At 47.0% G+C, this 22,989-nt stretch carries 18 protein-coding genes; 5 read left to right on the top strand and 13 right to left on the bottom strand.

The window, feature by feature from the left end:
* Positions 1 to 62 precede the first annotated feature (62 nt).
* Entirely contained in the window at positions 63 to 884 is an 822-nt protein-coding gene (locus NC997_RS23995) for an SDR family oxidoreductase (protein ID WP_190528824.1), read from the bottom strand.
* Between the two features lie 267 nt (positions 885 to 1,151).
* Between NC997_RS23995 and NC997_RS24000 the strand changes: the two genes are divergently transcribed.
* Entirely contained in the window at positions 1,152 to 1,358 is a 207-nt protein-coding gene (locus NC997_RS24000; RefSeq protein ID WP_190528826.1) for a chlorophyll a/b-binding protein, read from the top strand.
* A gap of 238 nt (positions 1,359 to 1,596) precedes the next feature.
* On the opposite strand, the gene NC997_RS24005 is transcribed toward NC997_RS24000, so the two are convergent.
* On the bottom strand, positions 1,597 to 1,734 hold the full coding sequence (locus NC997_RS24005) for a hypothetical protein (protein ID WP_190528828.1): 138 nt from the start codon (positions 1,732 to 1,734) through the stop codon (positions 1,597 to 1,599).
* Between the two features lie 26 nt (positions 1,735 to 1,760).
* On the opposite strand from NC997_RS24005, the gene crtW reads away from it, so the two are divergent.
* Positions 1,761 to 2,537 carry a beta-carotene ketolase CrtW gene (gene crtW / locus NC997_RS24010; RefSeq protein WP_190528831.1) on the top strand — a complete coding sequence of 259 codons (777 nt, stop codon included), beginning with the start codon at positions 1,761 to 1,763 and terminating at the stop codon, positions 2,535 to 2,537.
* A 75-nt stretch (positions 2,538 to 2,612) separates the two neighbouring features.
* Here the strand turns inward: crtW and NC997_RS24015 are convergent, their stop codons facing one another.
* On the bottom strand, positions 2,613 to 4,418 hold the full coding sequence (locus NC997_RS24015) for a tetratricopeptide repeat protein (RefSeq protein ID WP_190528833.1): 1,806 nt from the start codon (positions 4,416 to 4,418) through the stop codon (positions 2,613 to 2,615).
* Between the two features lie 256 nt (positions 4,419 to 4,674).
* Here NC997_RS24015 and NC997_RS24020 point away from each other — a divergent pair, with 256 nt between their 5' ends.
* From NC997_RS24020 to NC997_RS24030, 3 genes are all read left to right on the top strand, one after another.
* A complete protein-coding gene (locus tag NC997_RS24020) occupies positions 4,675 to 5,766 on the top strand; it encodes an EndoU domain-containing protein (RefSeq protein ID WP_242031440.1) in 1,092 nt (363 codons plus the stop codon).
* A 426-nt stretch (positions 5,767 to 6,192) separates the two neighbouring features.
* Positions 6,193 to 6,804, top strand: coding sequence for a DsbA family oxidoreductase (locus NC997_RS24025; protein WP_190528835.1), 612 nt, complete (start codon positions 6,193 to 6,195; stop codon positions 6,802 to 6,804).
* A gap of 112 nt (positions 6,805 to 6,916) precedes the next feature.
* A complete protein-coding gene (locus NC997_RS24030; protein WP_190528837.1) occupies positions 6,917 to 7,669 on the top strand; it encodes an SDR family oxidoreductase in 753 nt (250 codons plus the stop codon).
* 99 nt (positions 7,670 to 7,768) lie between these two features.
* Here NC997_RS24030 and NC997_RS24035 read toward each other — a convergent pair whose 3' ends face one another.
* The 10 genes from NC997_RS24035 to NC997_RS24080 all read right to left on the bottom strand — a co-directional run bounded on the left by NC997_RS24035 (position 7,769) and on the right by NC997_RS24080 (position 22,641).
* Positions 7,769 to 9,172 carry an amidase gene (locus NC997_RS24035; RefSeq protein WP_190410168.1) on the bottom strand — a complete coding sequence of 468 codons (1,404 nt, stop codon included), beginning with the start codon at positions 9,170 to 9,172 and terminating at the stop codon, positions 7,769 to 7,771.
* A 104-nt stretch (positions 9,173 to 9,276) separates the two neighbouring features.
* Positions 9,277 to 9,915: a Uma2 family endonuclease gene (locus NC997_RS24040; protein ID WP_190410169.1), complete on the bottom strand. Its 639-nt coding sequence runs from the start codon at positions 9,913 to 9,915 to the stop codon at positions 9,277 to 9,279.
* Between the two features lie 178 nt (positions 9,916 to 10,093).
* On the bottom strand, positions 10,094 to 10,921 hold the full coding sequence (gene map / locus NC997_RS24045; RefSeq protein WP_190410170.1) for a type I methionyl aminopeptidase: 828 nt from the start codon (positions 10,919 to 10,921) through the stop codon (positions 10,094 to 10,096).
* Between the two features lie 215 nt (positions 10,922 to 11,136).
* Complete coding sequence (locus NC997_RS24050; RefSeq protein ID WP_190528839.1) at positions 11,137 to 11,805, bottom strand: glutathione S-transferase family protein; 669 nt, start codon at positions 11,803 to 11,805, stop codon at positions 11,137 to 11,139.
* Positions 11,806 to 11,930: 125 nt separating this feature from the next.
* Positions 11,931 to 13,520 carry an HlyD family efflux transporter periplasmic adaptor subunit gene (locus NC997_RS24055; RefSeq protein ID WP_190528841.1) on the bottom strand — a complete coding sequence of 530 codons (1,590 nt, stop codon included), beginning with the start codon at positions 13,518 to 13,520 and terminating at the stop codon, positions 11,931 to 11,933.
* A 143-nt stretch (positions 13,521 to 13,663) separates the two neighbouring features.
* Complete coding sequence (locus tag NC997_RS24060; protein ID WP_190528843.1) at positions 13,664 to 16,633, bottom strand: peptidase domain-containing ABC transporter; 2,970 nt, start codon at positions 16,631 to 16,633, stop codon at positions 13,664 to 13,666.
* 284 nt (positions 16,634 to 16,917) lie between these two features.
* Positions 16,918 to 17,703 (bottom strand): peptidylprolyl isomerase, encoded by a 786-nt coding sequence (locus tag NC997_RS24065; RefSeq protein WP_190528846.1) that lies wholly within the window; start codon positions 17,701 to 17,703, stop codon positions 16,918 to 16,920.
* A gap of 142 nt (positions 17,704 to 17,845) precedes the next feature.
* Positions 17,846 to 20,671, bottom strand: a complete 2,826-nt coding sequence (locus NC997_RS24070; protein ID WP_190528848.1) for an S-layer family protein — start codon at positions 20,669 to 20,671, stop codon at positions 17,846 to 17,848.
* A 9-nt stretch (positions 20,672 to 20,680) separates the two neighbouring features.
* Positions 20,681 to 21,724 (bottom strand): calcium-binding protein, encoded by a 1,044-nt coding sequence (locus NC997_RS24075; RefSeq protein WP_190528850.1) that lies wholly within the window; start codon positions 21,722 to 21,724, stop codon positions 20,681 to 20,683.
* A gap of 677 nt (positions 21,725 to 22,401) precedes the next feature.
* Positions 22,402 to 22,641: a hypothetical protein gene (locus NC997_RS24080; protein WP_190411057.1), complete on the bottom strand. Its 240-nt coding sequence runs from the start codon at positions 22,639 to 22,641 to the stop codon at positions 22,402 to 22,404.
* Between the last annotated feature and the right edge of the window lie 348 nt (positions 22,642 to 22,989).

Consider the following 22,989-nt stretch of genomic DNA (forward strand, 5'->3'; position numbering starts at 1 on the left):
CTCCATTGCGGGGAGGGTTGGGGAGGGGTTCTTCCCAGATTGCTGAATGAGGGGCGATATTTCTAGGCTTCCTTATCTTTGAGCTGGAAAGTTTTCCGAAACACCCACTGCATAAAGCCGGGAAACATATTATAAGAGGCTTTCGATAGATTGGCGGAACCGACCAAAACTTCAGCTCGCTGATGCTTCACCCCCTCCCAAATTGCCTTTGCTACATCCTCCGGCTTCTCCACCACTGGAGTACTCAGTACCTGATTGAGCTGATCTCGACGCGCTTGGGCATCTTCTACATTTTTACCTCCAAAGATTGCCCGTTCCATCAAACTACTCTTGATTAAATTCGGGTAAATCCCACAAACATGAATGCCTTTGGGTGCGAGTTCCGAGTGCAGCGCTTCGGTCAATCCAGTTACCGCAAACTTGCTGGTATTGTAAGGCACAAGATAAGGAACGGGTACTTTACCCCCGATGGAACTCAGATTAACAATTGTGCCCTGTTTTCGCTCCAGAAAATGAGGTAATAGGGCGTGAATCGTATGAATATATCCCCACAGGTTGAGGTCTATCGTCTGGTGCCAATCGTCTAAAGAGAACGAGTCTGCTGGCCCGGATATATAACGCCCTGCATTATTGATTAGGACATCGATAGCGCCATATTCTTCCAACGCCTTTTGAACCAGGGTTTTCACCTGTTCGGGGTCTCTGACATCGGTGGGAACAGCTAGGGCTTTTCGACCGAGCGATCGCACTTCTTGTGCCGCCGCTTCCAAGCGGTCAGCCTGACGCGCCGCCATTACCAGGTCATATCCATTCTGGGCAAACAAGAGAGCCGTCGCTTTGCCGATGCCTTGAGAAGCACCCGTAATTAGTACCGTGGCAGCCATAAAGTTGGTTTAAATAATATTGCTTTGCCCTCTCAGTTTGTTCAACAAAAATGGGAAAATCCTCTAGCTTTTGTCAGACTTTTTATCAAAAACTACTGAAATTCTGCTTCCCTAAATTTCGCCTGACTTTGTGATATAGATTACTTTGCCCAAAACCCCTTACATCTTCCTTGAGAATTAAATGCACATTGGAACTATAGGCAGAGCGCGGTGCCCAATTGGATAGCTAGGATGAATGCGTAATCGATTTGTTAAGGAATGTAAACGATGCAGACTCGCCCTACTGATTTACCACCTGTTGCTAGCGCGTACAATGGCAAAGACCGCAATGCCTTTCTGTTTGGCTGGAATCCCCAAGCCGAGCTATGGAACGGACGCTTGGCGATGATCGGCTTTTTGGCTTACCTACTTTGGGATTTAGCAGGCTACAGCGTCGTTCGGGACGTGCTGCACCTGGTTTCCTATACCCGCTAATGCCTATATCCGCTAATGATTGACTTGCAAGACTCGTCTAGCTGGCAGTTGTAGATAAAGGCTTCATCTGCCAGCCGGACGGTCAAGCATTCGATGACCTTGCTACCGATATGTAATCAGGGGCAGCGGCAAAACGTCTCTGGTTCGGATCGCAGCACCAGCAATCCTTTACAATAGTTATATTATTTTTACAGTATTTAACAAAAAGGAAGCGCTATCTCATCCAGACTACTGAGCATCAACACAGTTTTCTTCCCAGAGTGACTTGCACTCGATCGATATTTTTTAAAAGATGAGTATCGTGTAAACTAACCGCGATCGCGGGTTCTGGAAGGATAGGGTAGCGATCGCAATTCTCTCCTAAATTTTTGCTCAAAAGGAAAGCTACAAATTTATACAAGTATGATCCAGCTCGAACACGCACCTCCGCAACAAGCAAAACTTCCGCGAATACAAAGAAGTGAAAATCCAATTATTGGACTTGTTGTTGCTTTTTCTATTATTGGCATCTGGGCAAGCAGTCTGGTTTTCTTAATGTCCCTTGATTGGTCGCAAATTCCAACGGTGTGGAGAATCCCCGCGATCGTTTGGCAAATGTTTCTTTATACAGGATTATTCATTACCGCCCATGATGCAATGCATGGAGTGGTGTTTCCTGAAAACCGTAAGATTAATAATTTGATAGGTTCATTCGTATTATTGTTATATGGTTTCTTTTCTTTTGACGAGTTATTGAAAAAGCATGGGGTACACCACCAGCACCCAGCAAGTGAAGTCGATCCGGATTTTCACAACAGTCAGCATAAAAACTTTTTTGCCTGGTATTTTCACTTTATGAAAGGTTATTGGAGCTGGACACGCTTGTTTGCTTTAATGGCTTTCTATAACCTGATTGCTTTCACGCTGCCGATCCCAGAATTGAATTTAACTTTATTTTGGGTGATTCCTTCAATTTTGAGTTCGGTGCAATTATTCTTTTTCGGCACCTTCCTACCTCACCGAGAGCCACAAGAGGGTTATAAAGATCCTCATCGCGCCAAAACTAATGCTCTGCCCGTTTTCTGGTCATTTATCACCTGCTATCATTTTGGCTACCACGAAGAACATCACGAACATCCGCATCTTCCTTGGTGGCAGCTACCAGAAGCTTACAGAATGAATCAGACCGTTTCAAGTTGATCAATCACTGCTTGTACTGACAAATGCAATTTTAAGCAGAAAGAAGGGGCGTAGCTAATACGCCCCTTCTTTTTGTTACTTTTTAATCGGTACTTTGGGTGGCGGGAGGCTTTCTTTCTTTTTCTCTTCCAATTTTTGTTCTTCTAACTTCTTTTCTTCCAACTTTTGCGTGGCAAGAGTTTTGTTTTCCAGCGCTAAAGTGTTTTTTGGATCGAGTTTCAAAACTTCATCAAAGACAGCGATCGCTTCTTCTAACCGATCTAACAGCAACAGGGCGACGCCTCGACCGGCAAGACTATTCGCATCATTGGGCGTAATGCGAATCGCCTGGGCGTAAGCGGCGATCGCTTCTTCATACCGTTCTAAAGCGACTAACACGACGCCTCGGTTGTACCAAGCTTGTGATAATTCAGGATTGAGGCTAATCGCGCGATCGCTTGAGGCGAGGGCTTCGGGGTTTCTTCCCAAATGCCATAGCACTACCGTTCGGTTCGCCCAGATATCGGCAAGCAGCGATTGATTGAAGTTCGGATCGCTACTTTTAATCGCTTGATCGTAAGCGGCGAGTGCCTTGGGATAGTCTTTTACTGTTCTCAGTATCCTGCCTTTGTTGAACCAAGCTTGGGCATAGTTAGGATTCAAGGTGGTGGCGCGATCGCTCGAAACGATCGCTTCCGAGTATCTTCCCAAAAACCACAGGGTAACGCTGCGGTTGTTCCAAGCTTCAGGGTAATCAGGGTTAAGACCGATCGCGCGATCGTGAGAGGCTAATGCTTCTTCGTATTTGCCTTGTCCAGATAAGGCATTCCCCCGCTGATCCCAGGCTAATGATGGACTCGCTTCACCCCATCTCCCATCTCCTTGTAATGCTTTATCGCAGGCGGCGGCGGCGTCTTCGTACTTGCTGACTTTGTTTAGCGTCGCGCACTGGTTCGCTAACGCCACAGAGTAAGTGGGACTCAATTTAACCGCCATTTCCTGAGAGGGGAGTGCTTGGGCGTACTTACCCACCAGTGACAGCAAAACGCCATGTTCAGTCCAAGCGGTGGCGTCTGTGGGATTCAGCGCCAAAGCTTGATCGTAAGAAGCGATCGCTTCTTGGTACTGACTTAATTTTTTCAGCGCCACGCCTCGGTTGTACCAGGCGATGGCTGGAGTCCCAGCGCCCCAATCAGCATCACTTTTCAGCGCCAAATCGCAAGCAGCGATCGCTTGCGAATATTGCCCAGACGCAGACAGTGCAGCGCATCGATCCGCTAAAGCTAAGGAATAATCCGATTTAATTTCTAAGGCTTGGTCAAAAGAAGCAATCGCTTCGGCGTTCTGTCCCAGCTTCCTTTGTGCTAATCCTTTGTTGTACCAAGCGATCAGCGGCGTATTGTTCTCCCAATTTCCATCGCCTCTGAGTGCTTTGTCGCAAGACGCGATCGCGTCTTCATATTTGCCTAAGTTAGCGAGGGCGATACATCGATTCGCCAAAGCTAGGGAATAATCGGGTTTGAGACGGATAGCCTTATCAGCAGAAACCAGGGCTTCGGTGTATTTTGCTTGTCCTAGCAGCCCATCCACTCGGTCAGTCCAGATTTTCGGTTTTTTGGGATCGAGAGCGATCGCTTGGTCGCAAGCCGCGACGGCTTCTGCATATTTCTTCTCGTCCCCCAATAAGTCACACAAACTCCCCCAGTAATCAATGTCCTTCAACTCCAGGGGTGGCTGCGGCGCTGGCTGTGCCAGTATCTGGGAGCCGTAAAAACTAACACTTACACAATAAAAACTTAACAGAAATAAACTAAAAGTAAAAAATCTTTGCTTCGCCTTTTTCTCTCTGCGGGATTGCCCTAGCAATGCGATCGCCTTCTTTAAATTGCCGTAGTCTGCCATAGCGAGAGCTGAATTTTAGACTTCAATAATAGCATAAGCGCGACCATTTATTCCCTTGCCAAAATTAATATTTAACACTTTATCTGTAAAGTAAAATAAACTCTTGCCAGGTTTAAAAAAATTAGAAAAGTATGATTATCTTAATCCTTGCGGGAGCTGGCAATAAATGTCCGGATTTTTATAAAAAACGCTTGAATATACTCTGTCAACGCCCTCATCTATTAACGGAATCCTACGGATTCTTGCCTTAACAATTATGCAACGTAATTTTTTAATTAGTTTAGGCGCAAGCCCAATGCTCAAAATTGCCATTTTCTTACTCGGAATCATTCCGCTACTATCAATCGATGCTGCTTACGCTCAAGTCCCGCCCTCTGGAACTTTCACCGCTACACGCACTTGTGTAGCACCACGAGCAATTAACGGGATAAATCCGGGTAATATCCAAGTCTCAAACGGTCAGCGTTATCAAGCAATTGGTTTCAATTCTCCAAAGCGAAAGTTTATTCAGCTTGCAGTCCCTGGTGCTAAGCCAGAACGTCGCTGGGTTAGTGCTGATTGTGGTAATTTTTCCCCCGCAACAGATGCGAGTTCTGAACCGAACTCCGGCACCGTAACGCAGCCATCGACATCGGTACTACCCTTTTTTGATAGTGTTAATAATCCAGAGCTTCATGGCTTTCCACGCGGGCAAAAAGCAGACATCACACCGCCATTACCCCAACTCAATGCTTTTGACCAAGCAGTGTTGAGAACCTGTGGAGCGATTGGCACCAAAGTGACGCCAAGTGCTTTCAAACAATTGATGTCAGAAAATCGAGATGTACTGCGTGAAATTCAACAAGCAGTGGGTGGGGAACTGCGTGCCGTCCGCAGTACAGAAGCAGAATTTCTCGACGATTTAACGGCTGCTTGGTCTGCAAGAGGCGGCTTTGAACATATCTTTTGTGGTGAACTCGAAGGGGCAACGAAAATTGGCGGACTGCACTTTTTTGGCAGATACCGGGAACTGCAAGAGCAAGGAATTGGCGGACGACTTGCGAATAATTTGAACAAAGAAGAAGTCGTTCCAGGGTTAGTTTATACCTTAGGAGTATTCATCAAAAAGGATGGTCAAACTTGGAAAGATAATATCAAAGGATATGCTCTCGTTAGCGATGCCAAAGAAATGTTATTAGATGCAACAAAAGCCTTGAAAGCCCAGGGAAATGCTCAGGGTGCTTGCATTTTAACAGTGCAGGATGATGAGACGAATAAATCTTATAAGGCGGTTTTTGTCAAGAGTAGAGATGCAATCGTTACTTTTTATCCTGATGCGACTCCTGGGGGAAAAGCTTGCAGAAATTAATTGAATAACCCCATCCCCGCCCCGTTGTTCGTATCGTATACACACACGTCTTCTAGAACCTATTTGTCCGGTTTTGCTCCCCGTAAATCCCTCCGATAAGTTGGGGGATTTACGGGGAGAATCAATATTCTGCAACTGATACCTCAGATGGAAGGTAGGCAGAAATAGCGCTAGTAGGATTTGAGGGGAATATTGAATGGGATGCAGAAATTATTGAAGCTCGGAAAAACGAATTGATTGCTTGGACTTGAGTGGAAGGGGCAGACATTGCTAACCCTGATTCTGTTCGTTTCCATCTAGCACCTAGCCATTATTGATACTTGTCCAGTACCTCTGAAGTAAAGACGCGATCGCTCTCTTAGCGATTGAACCACCACGATTGGCAGTTAATCCCCCTGCGTCACCGTTTGTTAAGAGGAATATGCCATGACTCTGAAAATAAAAGTTTTCTCCGACTACGTTTGTCCATACTGTTTTCTAGCCGAATTCCCCCTAGAAGCAGCCATTCAGGGAAAGGACGTTGAAGTTGAGTGGCTACCCTTTGAGCTTCGACCATCACCACAGGCGACGCTGAAACCGGAAGACGATTATCTTCAAACGGTGTGGAAGCAGTCAGTCTATCCGCTAGCAAGAAAAATGGGTGTTGAGGTCAAGCTACCAACTATCTCGCCACAACCACATACACATCTAGCGTTCGAGGGTTATCAGTACGCTAGAGAACATGGTAAAGCTAACGAATACAATGACCGTCTTCTCCGAGCGTTTTTTCAAGAAGATCGGGATATTGGCAATATCGAGATTTTGACGCAGTTAGCGGGAGAAATTGGGCTGGATGAAAAAGAGTTTAGAGAATCCTTGGAAACTCGAAAGTATAAAACAGCTCATCAGCAGGCATTAGAACAGACTCGCAAAGAAGTCGGTATTACCTCAGTCCCGACATTTATGATTGGCGATCGCATTTTGCCGGGTTTGTTAAGTCAAGAAAGCTTGGAACGGGCGATTAATCGGGCATTAGAGGGCAATCTTAGCCAAAAGTAGCGATCGCCTAAACTGCCCATTTTTCTAACCATTGGCGTGAATTCCCTAACCGACAAATTCATCCCCATCGGGATGGGTAAAGTACGACTCTAATCATTACAGGAGATAAAATATGGCAATCCTTTCAGGACGAGCTTGGATTACTGGTGCTAGTAGCGGCATCGGCGCAGCAACAGCCAAAATATTAGCTCAGAACGGAGCGAAAGTCGTTTTGTCGGCACGTCGCACCGAGCAACTCGAACAGCTTTCCCAGGAAATTGAACGTGCAGGCGGTCAGGCGATGATCAAACCCTTGGACGTAACGAATCGAGAAGCTGTGGCACAGCTTGGAGAGGAACTGGAAACAATGGGTGGCGTGGACATCCTGATCAACAACGCTGGTTTAATGCCTCTGGCACCGATGCTGGAAGGGCGCGTGGATGAGTGGGAGCGGATGATTGATGTGAACTTGAAGGGACTCCTCTACACCATTCATGCTGTCCTTCCCGGCATGGCTAAGCGCAAGCACGGTCATATTGTGAATCTTGGATCGGTGGCTGGACGCTTTGCCTTTAAAGGGGCGGCGGTCTATTGCGGAACCAAATTTGCGGTGCGCGCCATCTCCGATAGTTTGCGCCGAGAGGCAATTGAATATGGCGTGCGGGTGACAGACATTGAACCAGGGGCAGTGGCGACTGAACTTGCCGATTCAATTAAGCACGAGGCAACGAAAGAAGCTGTGACCGGACAAGGCGGTTTTTATGCTCCGGGTGCGGATATTCTGCAAGCGGAAGATATTGCCAACGCGATTCTTTACGTGGTGAGCCAACCTGAACACGTCAATATCGGTGAGTTGTTGATTCGTCCGCGTATTCAGGAACTCTAACGAATTTAACCAGTAGGATAATCCCAAAGCATAAACTGTCTTGGGGCTAATTAGCCTCGTTCCCCAGCTGAGCCGGGGAACGAGAAACAGATATCGCTTTTATTGCGCGGCAAAGTCAGGACGGCGATCGCTCCAAAGTTTTGCAGCTTCTAGTTGTGCGGCGAGGGCAATCAACGTGGTTTCGTCAGCGGGGCGTCCCACCAACTGCACGCCGATTGGCAACCCGTTGGCGTCAAAACCAGTCGGAAGTGCGATTGCAGGCTGTCCGGTGGCATTGAATGGGGGACACGGAGCGATCCACTGAATGATTTTCTGCAATCTTTCCTCCGGATTCAGGTGCGCCCACTCCCCAACCCGAATTGGCTGATGCATATAAATGGGCACTACCAAAACGTCATAGTTGTCAAAAAAGGCAACAATGCGCCGCGCCATAATTTGCATCTGAGCAACCGCTTGCAGATATTCACCCGCAGAACCGGATTTCTCTAGCATCCAGCGATTCATCGGTTCCAAGTAGTCGCCGGGAATCCCCGTCGCCGCCACACCAGCTTGCCAAACTTTGGAAAAAGGTTTGATCAAATCGGTAAAGTCTGGACAACCGGGTTCAACGGTATGACCCATTTCTTCTAGCAATTGCACAGTTTTTTGGACGGCTTGCCCAGATGCCGAATCGGCTTCGCCTATCGGGGGAATTGTTGTAGAAAAAGCAATCCGCAAAGACCCCAATTTTTGGGCAGTTGCGGCAAGAAAAGTCGTTCCTGGGTCGGGCAACCAGTAGGGATCGCCCGCGACATAACCAGACATGACATCCAGAAGGGCGGCAGCATCGGCAACGTTACGCGCCAAGCAGCCATTGGTTGCAATGCCATTTAGATGATCGCCCACAGGTGCATAAGACACCCGACCCCTGGAGGGTTTAATGCCGACTAAACCACAACAAGCGGCGGGACCGCGCACCGAACCGCCGCCATCAGAACCTTGAGCGATCGCGCACAACCCCGCCGCCGTAGCCGCCGCAGCGCCCCCACTCGATCCCCCTGGTGTATAGTCGAGATTCCACGGATTCCGGGCGGGTGGAAACGCCGGAGGTTCTGTATAAGGGAAAGAACCCAGTTCAGAAGTCGCTGTCTTACCGAGAATCGTAAACCCCGCCAGCTTAATCCGCGTCACCACCGCATCATCATAAGCGGCAATTTTGTCCATCAGCGCGGCTGTTCCGTAGGTACAGCGAACACCAGCAACGGGGTTGAGGTCTTTAATTGAAATGGGTACTCCAAAAAAGGGCGGAAATTCTTCTGTGTTGCCTGCCAATGCTTCCGTCTTCGCCTGGGCATCGGCAAGCGCCATATCTGCCATGACGGTAAAATAACTCCCCAGTTGGGAATCCAGTCTCTGAATGCGTTCCAGGTAAAGTTCCACCAACTCTAGCGGTGATACTTGTTTGCTGCGGATGAGCCGCGCCTGTTCTATCGCTGGGGTAAAAGCTAAATCAGTTTGATTCATGGGGACTTTGGGCGATCGCTATTTAATCTTGAACGCCTGAGCGCGTCTAGGCAATAAAATCCTAGCTTGCCAATAAACATTGTTTCACGCGATCGCTTTTTCGCTTAAGTATCCGGATCGACACCGAGCGATCGCAGTTGTTCTGCTAGTCGTTCTGCTGCCTCTTCTGGGGTAAGAACTAGAGAACCTTCTGGGATAAAGTAGCGCAATTTTCCGGCTGCTATACCCAAATACAAATCTAGAACCTCACTCCACAGACAGCCTTGAGGGTTGGGCGCGATCGCTTGATATTGTTCTCCTACCAACCGGAAACCCGCAAACTCTAAACTTTCGGGATCGAACCAAAAGTACTCTGGCGTGCGAAAGCGGTTTTGATACAACTCTTTTTTGAGATTTCGGTCAATACTAGCAGTCGTATTGGACAGTAATTCGATAATTAAATCGGGATATTTGCCTTCTTCTTCCCACACTACCCAAGAGAGACGCTCTTTTTTTTCCGTGTTTTTCACTAGGAAAAAGTCTGGTCCTCTAAAGTCTCGATTTCGCAGTTGTTGCCGACTAAAATAAACTGTCAGATTAGCGCCAATAAAAAAATCATTCCGCTTGCGCCAAAACCATTCTAAGCAACTCACCAATAAAGCTAGTTGCTTGTAGTGCAAAGAACTTTCCATTTCTGGTTCATCGCTCAAAAGTTTTGTAGCATCTGGCATTTGTGCTTCTAATTCTTGCGCTGTTTGGTACATATTGCCACCTGCTCATAGCTATTTTAAATTTCAAATTTTAGAGATGAGAATAGAATTTGTATCAAGATGCGATCGCTTTATCAACTTATTCTATAAAAATAAACAAAGCCCGCATAGGCGAGCTTTGTTTGTATAGTCCCAGCATTTTATGCTGCGGGTCAATCAATGTAACGATGCGTTAAACTTTCGAGCGGTCGGTCAAAATCTCATATCCATCTTCCGTCACCAGTACGGTATGCTCAAACTGAGCTGACAGGGCATTATCCACCGTCACTGCCGTCCACTTGTCGGATAAGATGCGGGTGAACTTTGAACCAGCATTTAAAATCGGCTCAATTGCCAAAGTCATTCCAGCCCGAAGCTTGACATTTGGCATCTCGCGGGTGCGGAAATTAAAAACAGACGGTTCTTCGTGCAAATTCCGTCCAACACCGTGTCCGGTGAAGTCTTCCACAATACTAAAACCATTGCCTAACACATGGTCTTGAATGGCACCAGCAAGGTCGAGCAGGTAGGCTCCAGCTTTAACTTGTTCAATTCCTTTAAAGAGTGCTTCTTCTGCTACGCGGATTAACTTAGCCGCTTCTGGTGTCACTTCACCCACGGCGATAGTGATGCAGGAATCACCGTGATAGCCCTGGAAATAAGCACCTGTATCAACTTTCAAGACATCGCCAGTCCGAATCACTTTTTTGGCGTTGGGAATGCCATGTACGACTTCGTTGTTGATGCTGGAGCAAATGGAAGCAGGGAAGCCGTGATATCCCTTAAAACTGGGTGTTGCCCCCATTTCGCGGATGCGCTTTTCGGCATAAGCGTCTAAATCCGCCGTTGTCATACCGGGCTGCACCATCTCTTGAATTTCTTTGAGTACGGTTGCCACAATCTTCGCCGCCTGCCGCATGATTTCAATTTCACGCTGTGACTTAATTTCAACGCCACGACGTTGTTTTTTCTCGCGGGGAGGTTGAGCGGGTTGGAAAAGCAGATTGTTCAGGATGTTCATTTGACAGATGGCGAGTGGTGGGATGTCAACAGGGTAAAGCGATCGCTCCTCCCGCCTGCTTCTGGGGTGATTGACGACTGAGGAAGGACTCTCCCTGTTAATTTGTCAGGTATTTATTATCTTAAGTTAACTTTGTTGAAACCATTCCTAGGGCGGGAGGCTCCACGGTTGTTCTCGCATCTAAATCGGTTCACGGTTACAGCTACCAACTGGTATTAAGACTGGTTCTGCCGCGCTGCCATCAACTCTTTGAATCGAGGCTTAAAGGCTTCAATTGCCTCCTGAGTGGGCTGGGTTTTTTGCCATGCAGGACGCTGCGTCAAGTTCTCACACCAGGCACTCAGTTTGGGATGGTTATCCAGCGATACGCCTAGCATAGGCAATAACGGCACCATCGTTCCGGCGACAATCTCAGCGAGGGTGAGACTAGCGCTACCTGCAAAGTATCGATCGTCGCCCAGTAGACTCTCAAAAAAGTTCAGCACTGTCAGAATTTTCTGCTTTGACTGCTCCAACTGCTGCGCGTCTGTATCCAAACCCATCATTTGATTCGCGAATGGGTTTATGGCAGGCAACAGTTCGTTGACAGTCACCATTTCCACCATCCGCACGGTTGCTAGCGCCTTGGCATCCGTAGGTAGTAAGGCAGGCGTGGGATATTTTGCCTCTAGATAGTCAAGGATGGCTAAGGATTCTATGACGTTAAAGCCATCATCCACTAAAACTGGAATGTGGTGGAAGGGATTCATCGCTAGAAATTCTGGTTGAAATTGATCGCCATCCATATTCAGCGATACCAGCTCAAAGGGAATTTCTTTCTCCAGTAGCGCCACCCATACGCGCCTTGAGTTAGCGGAAAGGGGAGTGTGATAAAGCTTCAGCATGAGGATACCTCTCCAGAACTTATTTCCCAGGATACTCCGCTCCCTGGTCTGGCAACGAGCGCGATCGCGTCTGCAACTTTATCGCAGACTTCCCTCTCCCGATTCCATCTTTCTGCTAAGAAACACTAGCGAACCGTCTTTAAGCCTTCAACTTTATCCATAAATAAATCAGTGAAAATGCTCATGATTGTGCGTTTACGTACCTTCAGGTTGACACTGACTGACATCCCTGATTGCAGCGGGACTTCTCGACCCTTAATTAAAAGGGACTGATTATTTAAGCTAACTTTGGCAGGAAACGTATAATAAGGGCGAATTTGTTCGGGTGGTAGAGCATCCGAACCGATCCAGGTTAAACGACCTTTCGTATCGCCAAATTCTCGGAATGGAAAAGAGTCAATTCTAATATCTGCTTCCATTCCTTCTTTCACAAAGCCGATATCTTTATTGGTGATAAAAACTTTAGCAACTAGGCTGTCACTTGGAACGATTTTTAAAACGGGTTCGGTAGAATTAGTAACAAAACCTGGCCCATGAGGTTTTAGCTCAAAGATGGTTCCATCTACCGGAGCTTTAATTTCTTGATATTTTAAATTTTGTTCTGCTTGACTCATTTGACTGTCAATTTCTGCAAGGCGTTTGTTGTTTTCTACAATTGCCTTGTTTAGCTGATCGTCAATTTCTGCCAAACGTTTTTCATTCTCAGCAATTTTGGTTTGCAGATCTTGTTTCGTCAAAGCGATGGTATTTTGCAGCTTTTCATTCGCTTGCGCGATCGCTAGCTGTAACCGCTTCTGTTCCTGAGTCAGTTGATCCACCTCAGCTTGGCGAGTACGTACATCCTGCTTCTGCTTCAGGTATTGCACGCGGGAAACTGCTCCTTGCTTCATGATCGGTTCTATATCGTCGAGAATTCCCTGATTCACCTCTAATAGGTCTTTGGAACTCGCTATCTCTACCTGAGTTTGACTTAGCTGTTTTTCCAATTGCTCAGCTTCCAACCTAGCAGTCGCAACGCGAGAATTTAGTTCTGCTATACTCGATTGAAAACGTTGCTGTTGATCTAAGCTAAGACTTGTTCCTTTAGAAGAACCTCTTAGTTGAGCGCGATACAGTTGATTTTCTGACGCTAAAGAGGAGCGCACTTTAGTCAGAGAGACTAACTCTAATGGCAGTTTTAGTTGAGCCGTCTCTCCATCTATTGCTGCGGGGAAATCTGCGCCTTTTATTTGCGAACGATAAAACTGATTTTCTTGCTTTAATGCTGTCTGAATTTTATTTAGGGAAGTCAACTGAGCCTGAGCCGTTTCCGAGTCTAAGCTCAGCAGTTTATCTCCTTTTTTTACTCGTTGTCCATCCTTGACATAAATTTCTTTCACTACCCCTGCTATTGGAGCTTGAACTTCCTTAACAGCACCTTGAGGTTCCAGTTTGCCAGTCGCAGGGATGGCTTCTTCAATTTGGAATACAGAAGCCCAAACTATCACAAAAGTTGTCATTCCCATGATTCCCCAAACGATCGCGCGAGACCAAGTCGGGGATTGTTGCAGAATAACAGCTTGATCGAAGTTATTTGAGGTGGAGGTGGGTGGCGTTACTTCCTTCTTTTCTTGATTAAGGCTAGGGTTGGGGACTGTATCAAGGTTAGGATTTGGGACTGCTTGGGCTACTAAAGATAGGTGTTCGTTAGACTGTTTTCTATTTTGTTGAAGCATAGCTGACAATAGTTCTGAGTGCTGGGGACTGAGGACTGAAGAGTGTTAGCGTAGCGGCGAGAGGTTCGCAAGGTGAATAATAGAAGGGAAAATTGGGAGAGGAGAGTTATTAACTACCCATTAGCTATTCCCCTTTTCCTTTGTTATAGCTGCGCTTCTTGTTGTTGATACAGACAGTAGTAGCGACCTCTAAGAGCCATTAATTCATCATGAGTTCCCTGTTCAACGACTGCACCTTGATCCATCATCAAAATCAGACTGGCATTTCTAATTGTAGTTAAACGATGGGTAATAAAAAATACAGTGCGATCGCGGAACGTCGAGGCGAGATTTAAACACACTTGTCGCTCTGCGTTGTAGTCTAAAGCGCTGGTCGCTTCGTCTAAAATCAGTAACTGAGGATTTTGTAAAACGGTACGCGCGATCGCAATTCGCTGTCTTTGTCCCCCAGATAAAGCAGAACCTCGTTCTCCAACGCGAGTGTTGTAGCCGTTCGGCAAAGCCATGATAAAGTCGTGAGCAAAAGCTACCTTGGCGGCTTCAATGATTTCCTCATCGCTAGCATCTGGATTAGTTAGCGCGATATTTTCCTGCACCGTCCCATCAAACAAGAGAGTATCTTGAAGCACCATTCCAATCTGACGCCGCAGGGAATAAAGTTCTACTTTACTAATATCGTAGTCATCAATGATAATCCGCCCCGATCTTGGCTCATAGAGTCTGGGTAAAAGTTTTGTCAACGTACTTTTACCCGATCCACTTTGTCCCACGATGCCGATAAATAGCCCTGCTGGAAAGTCCAGATTAATGTTACTTAGCTGAAGAGCGCCGCTAGGATTGAAGCTGAAAGAAACATTTTCAAACTTCACGCTTCCTTGAATGGCTGGCATGAGAATGTTATGGCGATCGGCTTCATCTGCTTCGAGATTGGCGTCAAGAACATCGCCCAGCCTCTCAAGAGATAAAGCGGTTTCCTGAAAGTTTTGCCACAGTTGTACTAATCGCAATAACGGACTGGTTACATAACCGGAAAGGATGCGGAAAGCGATCAACTGTCCTAATGTTAATTCTCCTTTGAGGACTAAATAAGCTCCCGCCCATAACACTAACAAACTGGAGAGTTTATTCAGAAAACTACTTACGGAACTGGCAGTCGTAGAGGTGGAAACTGTCTTAAATCCAGCACTGATGTAACGACCATAACGCTCTTGCCATTGCCAGCGCGATCGCAATTCTAAATTTTGCGCTTTAACTGTTTGGATTCCTGACAGAACTTCCACTAAATAAGAGTGAGTTTCGGCGTTGCGCTCTGCTTTCACCCGCGACTGCTGCCGAATGATCGGTGACACTCCAAGTGTTAGCAAAGCAAACAGTGGCACTGTTGCCAATGCGACTAGCGTTAGCACTCCGCTGTAAATCAACATCACCGCAATGTAGATGACTGAAAAGATGGCATCTAACACTACAGTTAAGGCAGTTCCGGTTAAGAAGGAGCGAATATTTTCTAGTTCATTAACGCGAGTAGCGAGTTCCCCAACAGGTCGCCGTTCAAAATATGACAAGGGCAGGCGTAGAAGGTGGCTGATGACCTCTGAACCTAAAGCCAAGTCCATCCGGTTGGTGGTATCAACAAATAAATGCGTGCGTAAACTGGTCAGAACTGCTTCGACAGCAGCGACGACTACTAAGAAAATGCCTAAAACAGATAAAGTATCGATACTATTTTGTACAAGAACTTTGTCAATAATCACCTGAGTCATCAGAGGATTTACTAGACCAAAGATTTGTACAAAAATGGAAGCAATTAAAACTTCTATTAAAACCTTGCGGTAGCGATAGATAGAAGGTAAAAACCAACGCAGGCTAAACCGCTCTTTAGAAGCTTCTTTTGTGGGTCGGAGCAGCAGAACTTCCCCTTCTGGCCCCCACGCTTCCATGAATTGGGCGGGTTTTTTGCGTAAAATGCCAATTTCTGGCACCGCCAGCACTAACTCGCGATCGCTAATTTTGTAAAGAATCGCAAAACTATCTTGCCAGCTAATCATGGCGGGAGCTTGCAAGCGACACACCGCAGCCGCAGGCACTTTAATTAATTGCGTATTTAACCCCGTTAACTCAGCCACCGCACCGCAAAATTGCAGAGATAAGTTCTCGGTGTGCTTGAGGTGATTGACTAAGACTCTCTTGATAACATCTCGCCGGAAAGGTATCCCCAAGTGCTGAGACAGCATTTGGAAGCAAGCTATTGTTGCATCCAGACGACCTCTCCCGTAGATGTAGGGGTGTTTCTCGTGTTTATAAGTCGTCGCCGTTTCACCAGATGGAGGCTGTTCCGGCGCGTAGGGAATCGCTTCCCAGTCAGTTGTAGCGGCAAGGGACGCCGATGCTAACGCGATCGCGCCTTTCGATTCCGAGGGAAACAGGATGGACTTCTGCAAGCCTAATAAACGAACCCCTCTCCCGCCTTCTACGTGTAAATTTCCGGGTGTACTCGGTATCAAGCGGCTTCCGACAGGGAAATCAGCGACAGTTCCGCCACTCACCAGCCATACCCAGTCGGGATCTATCTTGCTCAGGGGAGTTTTTCCGGGTGGTAAGTTGAGAATCGTTGCGTCTGAAACCGCTTTTAAAGCTAGTTCTTTGAGATTGGTTGTCCCGTCAGCTTGACGCGCCAATTCTTCCCCAATCAGATCGAAGACTTCAATCAAAGAACAACGGTTTTCAAAAGCAGCCGCAAATGAGCGTTCCTGGTTTAATAAAGCTAAAAAATCGGTGTCTGGGAGGATTAAACAAATGGTTTCTGTCGAAGCGATCGCTGTCTCGCAAGCTGTTCCCCGAATTAAGCTAACCCATCCGAGAATTTCTCCGGGTTCTAATAATTTCAGGGTGACAGGTGCTTGGCTCCGGGGGTCATAACCTAAAAGGCGGGCTTGCCCTTGATAGATGATGGCAATTTGCGCTGGCATTGTTTCTCGCACAAACATTGCCTGTCCCATGCGGTAGCGCAAAAATTGAAATTTTGTTGCGACTCTTTCTAAGACAACCGATGGCAGTTGATTAAACGGAGATATACCAGCGAGAATTTCTTTGATACTAATTGCCGTATGGGTCATCCCGTTTTGCGGCTACGCTCTCCATCCAAGCTGCTACTTGATGGGAAAGAAAGCCACCCTCCTTGTTCAAATATTTACAATCTATTACAGTTAAAACCGATACTTTTGCTGAAAAAAACAGAATATTTTAATAAGTGATGCCTCAGATCCTTGTGAATCATTTTGACAGGTTTAGCACCACTCTTCTGTAGTTTATCAGAATAGTTCAGGGCAAGAAAAATGCGTATTATCGAAGTTGTTTTTAACACCTAAATAGAGCGATGCTCTACTTAGCGATCGCTTGTTTACGCTGCTGCCAGTTGACCGCTTGGTTCAACTTTACGATTTGTTGCAGCCCCCAGCCAAATTTTATCTGCTTCGGGTAGGTTCCCGATTTGCTCTTGCACCCACGTTTCAAAAAGTTCTCGCAGCAATCGTTGATGCATGAATTCATTTAATTGGGCGGGAACTAACTTTTCTAGGCGCACAATGACCATCCATTCACCTAAAGGTCTGGGCGACCAAAGTTGATTCTTTTGACTAACCGATAGCAGTCTCGCCAGATGCGGGTGGAGAGTCCCAATCTCTACCGGGCCGATAGTTCCACCCGTTTGTGCTTCAGGCCCTTGGGAATACTCAGCCGCCAGTTCGCTAAAAGACTGCTCTTGTTCGGAAAGGCGGAAATAAAGTTCTTGGGCAATGCCTGGATCTTTCGTCCGAATCAACGAATAAATGGCTTGATCCAATTGACCTTTGCGCTTGAGAAAATAAGATTCTAGTTTGTTCCCCCAAGTCGCTTGTTTAAATTTTTCAATTCTTAACTTCCGCGTTGTTAAGGCTTCTAAATGCTCTTGGCTCATCCCGTAGCGCTCTAGCCAAGCTTGCTGTTCGGCTTCAGAAGTCAGTTGATTTTGCTGGTAGAAATTCCCGCAGGCATGAGCAATTTCTTCAGGCGTACAGTTAAAAGAAGCGATCGCGCTATCAATAATGCTCTCACGCAGCAATTGAGGAAACATTTGGTAGCTAGCCAGTAGGGGAATGATTTCCTCAGCTGTGAGGGTGCGATTACCGATTTGTAAAGCTGTAGTCATACCTGAGTCCCTTTGAATTTCTGGTTTGCGACTGATATTTTGAGCGCGATTGCTCTGACAAAATCTGCAAATCTCTAAGGATGTATCAGCCGAAAAATCAGGAATTATGCAATACGTTACAAAACTTTACTTGTACCCCTTTCTAGGAGCCAGCGCAGGAAGTGGCGTGAGGCACCCCTGTGGGCGATCGCGCGGTGAGAATGACCTCGCCAAAGTTATTCCTCACCCATCCTTGGGCTTCCATCAACTGCCTGGAACTCTCCCCGGTAGCCGGACGGGTGGGAACAACCGCAGGATTCGGAAGATTTCCGACTTGCTGAGTTATCAGGCGCAAATCGCTCCAAACGAGGTTGCTGCTGAGGGTTTCGCCGGGATTGGGTGGAATTCCACCGCGTCCGGTAACGACCAATTCACTTTTTTGTTGCCCGACCGTGGCTCCACAACTTGATGCAATCAGTCCAGAGGCATCCACTAAGTCGGTCGGTAAAGCGACTACACCGCGACTGGGGTCAACATCCGGCGTATTGATTTCCACCACACCGTCCACGCCAAACTCAGAACTGGCGGTGATGTCGCTCAAGAGAGTTTCGTCTTCCCGAAACTGAATTCCAAAGATGCCTTGAGTCGTAATTTGGATACTCCCCCCATTGCCAGTAAAAGCATTGGCAGTAATGTCGCTATTTTCCCCAGGGACGGCGACGATGAATGAGCTGTTAATCGTGATGTTGCCGCCATTGCCACCCGCACCTGCAATGCCTGCGGTACTTGAAATTTTACTGTTGTGGCGCAGCAGCAACAAATCCTGCACTAGCACCATATTTCCCCCATTACCGGATGCAGTTGCCGCCGTAATCGTTGCCTGGTTATCTAAACTCAAGCTTTGAGCAGTCAGCTCAAGGTTTCCAGCACCTTTGGCATCGTTCGCTGGATTAAAACTGCTCGCGGCTACAGCTGCCCCATCCCGGATAATCAACTTTCCAGTATTAACCCTCAGACTTCCCCCGCGACCTGTGGCGTCAAAAACCCCTGGAAATCCAGGAATTCCGCCAGAAACAGCGAGCAGGCTACTGGGAAACTGACTGCCTTTAGCAGTACCCGCTAATTCCACCAACTCGGAAGCTTGAACGGTTAAATTTCCCGCATCCCCTGCTCCTAAAGTAGAAGTCTGGATGACGGCTCCATCGCGGACGAGCAATCGTTCAGTCTCAACGCTTAAGGCTCCTCCATCTGCCTGGGAATCGATACCGCTGCCGGAAAATAAGCCGCTCGGAAAAGGCAAACCGAGCTGATTTGTCAGCAATTGACCGTCTGCGGAAACCGCAACCCCCGCCAGTTCAACGTCTGAAGCTCGAACGGTCAAAGTGCCTGCCTTGGCTTGGCTAAACTTGCTAAGCGTCGTTACTGCAACTTGTGCCCCATTTTGAACGCTCAAGCGATCGCTCTCTATGGTTAAATTTCCTCCAGTTCCGGTGGCGTTTTGTTCTACTTGGGCACGCAAACTGCTTTGCCTGAGCGTATTGTTTTCGTCGAAACCATAACCCATCGCTTGCACTTGGGTCGCTTTTACGGTCAAATCTCCGGCTTTCCCTTGCCCAAAAGTAGAAGTTGTTACTTCGGCTCCATCTCGGACAATCAATTGTCCAGTTTCAACGGTTAGATTTCCCCCATCCCCTGTCGCTCCCCCTTGGACTGTAGCCCGCAATCCACTCCCTATTTCGCGATCGCTCGATCTGCCACTGACTTCTACCGAATCGGTCGCCCGCACCGTTAAATTCCCGCCCTGCCCTTGACCGAAAGTAGAAGTGGAGACTTGCGCCCCATCCCGGACAATGAATTTTCCGGTTTCAACGGTCAGATTTCCCCCAGATCCGGTGGCTGTTTTTGAATTAACCCTGGCAAATAAACCACTGCGATCGCCACTAGGCGAACTGCCACTAATTTCCACCAACTCCGAGCCAGTGACCGCTAAAGTCCCTCCGGGTGCTGAACCCAAGGTATTCGCCAGCATCTGAGAACCCTCTGTAAGCGCGATCCGCCTACCTTGGACGCGAATATCGCCTCCCCCATTGCCGCTGGTCGTTACCGTCGTTTGCTGGGACTGGATGTCTTGGAAGTTCTGGATATTCGGATACCCCAGCGCATAGCCTTGGGCAGTTGGGGTGAGGTTAACTTGTACGGGGAAAGCGGGTGTGATTGCTCCAGCGACGCTGCCTAATTCAATCCGTCCCCCCGCCGCCTGTAATCTTCCTCCCACGAGCGTCAAGTTACCACCCACTAGCCCCAAGGTTTTCCCAGACGGCACTTGCAGCTTCGCCCCCTGCACTTGAATGCTGGCGGCTGGTTTTCCAAATTGCAAACCAATTGGGACGCTGACTGTCAGCAGCGGTGTCGTTTGGGGATTCGTGGCGCTGAACGAAGTTCCATCCGCCAAGCTGAGGCTAGTCGCCGTACTCGCCAAAAAAGATCCGCCAATCTTCAGCGCCGCATTCGAGCCAAAAGTAATCCCGTTGGGGTTAATTAGAAATAGGTTGGCGGTTCCGTTGGCTCGAATCAAGCCGTCAATCTTAGACTCCGAGGAACCCGTGACGCGGCTGATAATGTTTTGAATATTGGCAGCATTGTTAAAGTAAGCACTGCCGTTAGTAGGAATCGAAAATTCCTCAAAGCTGTGGAACAAGTTGGAGTTAGCTTGCGTACCTCCGGTAATTATTCTGCTGTTGCCACTTTGAGTAACGATGGAGGGCTGGGGTAGGGTTGAATCCTCGACAATTTGCGCCTGCATGGGGCTGGTTGTCACCAGACAGAACCCGGAAAGACTGCCAAAAAGCCAGAATGACAGAGAACGCAGTTTCATACACAAACCCCACAACTGGGTCGGATTCAACCATTTGCCTGAGTAAAAACGTATCCAGACGTCTGTCAGGATGAAAAAGGCGATCGCTTCCCAGAATAGCGTGCCATTTTGCACGCACGATATTTAAACAATAATCATGTCTGAGGCAAGGACAAAACCCGAATCGATTTGCACAGACGCCAACTGTGTCTGCTCAAAGAACAAAGCACCTGTGCTGCTGTCGTAGCTGAACTTATCGGATTGACCTTTCCCAATGCCGAAACCACTAGCAGAAATCTGAATCTTATCCCCCTCTAGGGAATTGAAGTCCAGGATGTTATCAATTCCCTCCCCCGGAGAATTAAAGACAAATTTATCCGCTCCCTCACCACCCGTCAGCCGGTCATTGCCAAAACCGCCGACGAGAGTGTCCTTGCCAAGCTGACCCTTGAGGACATCATTCCCGTCGCCGCCAGATAGCCAATCGTTACCAGACCAGCCCATCAGAATGTCATCGCCAGCATCCCCATAAAGGCTGTCATTCCCATTTAAACCATCTAAAATATCATTTCCGGCTTCGCCGTACAGCTTGTCTTTACCGTAGCCCCCATTCAGATAGTCGTTGCCAAAACCACCCAGTAGCGTGTCCTTCCCGGCTTCACCGTAAAGGCTATCGTTGCCGTTCCAGCCATTGACGTAGTCTTTCCCGGCTTTCGCGTAAATAACGTCATCCTCCTGATCGCCATATAAAGAGTTGTTGGCAGCATTGCCGATAATGGGGGCGACAATATTGTTAGCGTCTTCGATGGTAATGACGGCAGTTTTAATATTCGAGTTGAGGCTTAACTGAATTGGAACAACGCCGTTGTTCGGATTGTTGGCATCGTTTTCCTTGAATGTATAGGTCTCCTGCGTAAACCCAAAAGGAGCTGATTCCTTAATGGTCCATACTAGAGTGTCATTTCCATCAACGACATTATCGTTCAAAATTTGCAGGGGAATAGACGCTTGCCCGTCCACAAACTTGACATCAGCCTTAGCAAACCAGGGTTCGTCAAAGTTCTGTTCCCACTCGTTGAAGTTACCTTGTCCTCCTGGAAGATCGTAGTCACCGCTGCCTTCGGTAGCTAGAAATATAGGAATCCCTGTCCCTTCTTGCTCGTCAACGATCGCATCTTCAAATTCCATAACTTCATCCCTCCAGAACAGGTAGATATGAAAGTAAGTTTTGATTCAGAGCGGCTTTTTGCCGAAAGCAAAAAATTTTGAAGATTGCTATAAAGAAAAGAAACGCGATCGCCTCAAAAACTCAGGGAAGTGATTTTTATCGCAGCAGCTTGAGGAAACCTTAATAAAACGGGTTTATTCGTGCCATCATTTCAGCCTTCCCTTAACATGGATAAATTAGAGGGACAGCTACTCTCTCGTAAAACTAAAATTTAGGCATCAAGCCAAAGCTACCCTGTCTCCAAAAAAACCAAACATTGAGCAAAGTGCAATCAATCGCGGGAAATCACCGATTCCTTTCTATAGCAACCCGATTTGATTGGTCAGATATTTTTTAACGAACCGTCAAGGACGCGCCAGTCATTAGGCGATGCAAAGCATTAGAAATCGAAAGCATAACAGCTCAAAATCCTTTAAAATTACTCTACCCTAATTACTAACAATATAAAGCATTTATTTTAGCTATTGATACCTTCTTAGCTTATTTTTACAACTGAATTTTGCCTGCAATTGACCAACCGCTCTACCTTTAGATTGGTAGTATAATTTCTATAAATCAATGGCACTCGTTAACCCAAAATTTACTCTCAAAATGTAGAATTGCCTAATATTCTTAACTTCTATTGTCTTTAGGTTCCTTAGAATTTAGGTGCTAAGCCCAGTGGCATCTGGAACGCAGAGTCACAATCAAGCCAATAGAGGCAAAGTTTATTAGTGAGAGTTGGCGCAAATAAATGGTTCATTGCCATTATTTTCTTTTGCTCAAGAATAAATTCGTTGTAATCAGCTAGGTTATCGAGTCCCAAGAGGTTCAGGATGATCTCAGTAACTAGCCAAACTGTTGTTTTAACGAATACTCTTTTCCACTGCGCCTTCATTGGTTTATACCTTCCGGGAAGATCGAGGTTTGTACCCTGGTTGCGGTCTCAATAAGATTGGGTTCTAGATGAACCGCTATAGACTTGTCAGATACAGGTGCAGTAGTTTTGCAAAGCTTTACAAACGTTTACAATGATTCTGCTAATCGGCAGGTACAGCAATATATTTGGGCACTTTACCTGTGCAATCCCGCCCTCTTTAGGGTCATTTGATGTCCCTTTCATATTGTTCAGCTCAGGACTTACGCAAAGGCGCTAGATATAGCGTACAAGTTACACAAGTTGCATGGGAATAGAAGGATGTTTCAGTTCCTCAATCAAGGAATCAGAAAGCCACTGGTATTTCAC

It is taken from the genome of Trichocoleus sp. DQ-A2 (assembly GCF_039961915.1).
Taxonomy (GTDB): Bacteria; Cyanobacteriota; Cyanobacteriia; order Cyanobacteriales; family FACHB-T130; genus FACHB-T130.

What these genes read in the sequence shown, in the direction of transcription:
- NC997_RS24040 (WP_190410169.1), bottom strand. Translation starts at nt 9,915, where the DNA reads ATGTACCAAACAGCGCAAGAATTAGAAGCACAAATGCCAGATGCTACA.
- NC997_RS24015 (WP_190528833.1), bottom strand. Translation starts at nt 4,418, where the DNA reads ATGGCAGACTACGGCAATTTAAAGAAGGCGATCGCATTGCTAGGGCAA.
- NC997_RS24055 (WP_190528841.1), bottom strand. Translation starts at nt 13,520, where the DNA reads ATGCTTCAACAAAATAGAAAACAGTCTAACGAACACCTATCTTTAGTA.
- map (WP_190410170.1), bottom strand. Translation starts at nt 10,921, where the DNA reads ATGAACATCCTGAACAATCTGCTTTTCCAACCCGCTCAACCTCCCCGC.
- NC997_RS23995 (WP_190528824.1), bottom strand. Translation starts at nt 884, where the DNA reads ATGGCTGCCACGGTACTAATTACGGGTGCTTCTCAAGGCATCGGCAAA.
- NC997_RS24050 (WP_190528839.1), bottom strand. Translation starts at nt 11,805, where the DNA reads ATGCTGAAGCTTTATCACACTCCCCTTTCCGCTAACTCAAGGCGCGTA.
- NC997_RS24000 (WP_190528826.1), top strand. Translation starts at nt 1,152, where the DNA reads ATGCAGACTCGCCCTACTGATTTACCACCTGTTGCTAGCGCGTACAAT.
- NC997_RS24065 (WP_190528846.1), bottom strand. Translation starts at nt 17,703, where the DNA reads ATGACTACAGCTTTACAAATCGGTAATCGCACCCTCACAGCTGAGGAA.
- NC997_RS24030 (WP_190528837.1), top strand. Translation starts at nt 6,917, where the DNA reads ATGGCAATCCTTTCAGGACGAGCTTGGATTACTGGTGCTAGTAGCGGC.
- NC997_RS24020 (WP_242031440.1), top strand. Translation starts at nt 4,675, where the DNA reads ATGCAACGTAATTTTTTAATTAGTTTAGGCGCAAGCCCAATGCTCAAA.
- NC997_RS24080 (WP_190411057.1), bottom strand. Translation starts at nt 22,641, where the DNA reads ATGAAGGCGCAGTGGAAAAGAGTATTCGTTAAAACAACAGTTTGGCTA.
- NC997_RS24060 (WP_190528843.1), bottom strand. Translation starts at nt 16,633, where the DNA reads ATGACCCATACGGCAATTAGTATCAAAGAAATTCTCGCTGGTATATCT.
- NC997_RS24035 (WP_190410168.1), bottom strand. Translation starts at nt 9,172, where the DNA reads ATGAATCAAACTGATTTAGCTTTTACCCCAGCGATAGAACAGGCGCGG.
- NC997_RS24025 (WP_190528835.1), top strand. Translation starts at nt 6,193, where the DNA reads ATGACTCTGAAAATAAAAGTTTTCTCCGACTACGTTTGTCCATACTGT.
- NC997_RS24075 (WP_190528850.1), bottom strand. Translation starts at nt 21,724, where the DNA reads ATGGAATTTGAAGATGCGATCGTTGACGAGCAAGAAGGGACAGGGATT.
- crtW (WP_190528831.1), top strand. Translation starts at nt 1,761, where the DNA reads ATGATCCAGCTCGAACACGCACCTCCGCAACAAGCAAAACTTCCGCGA.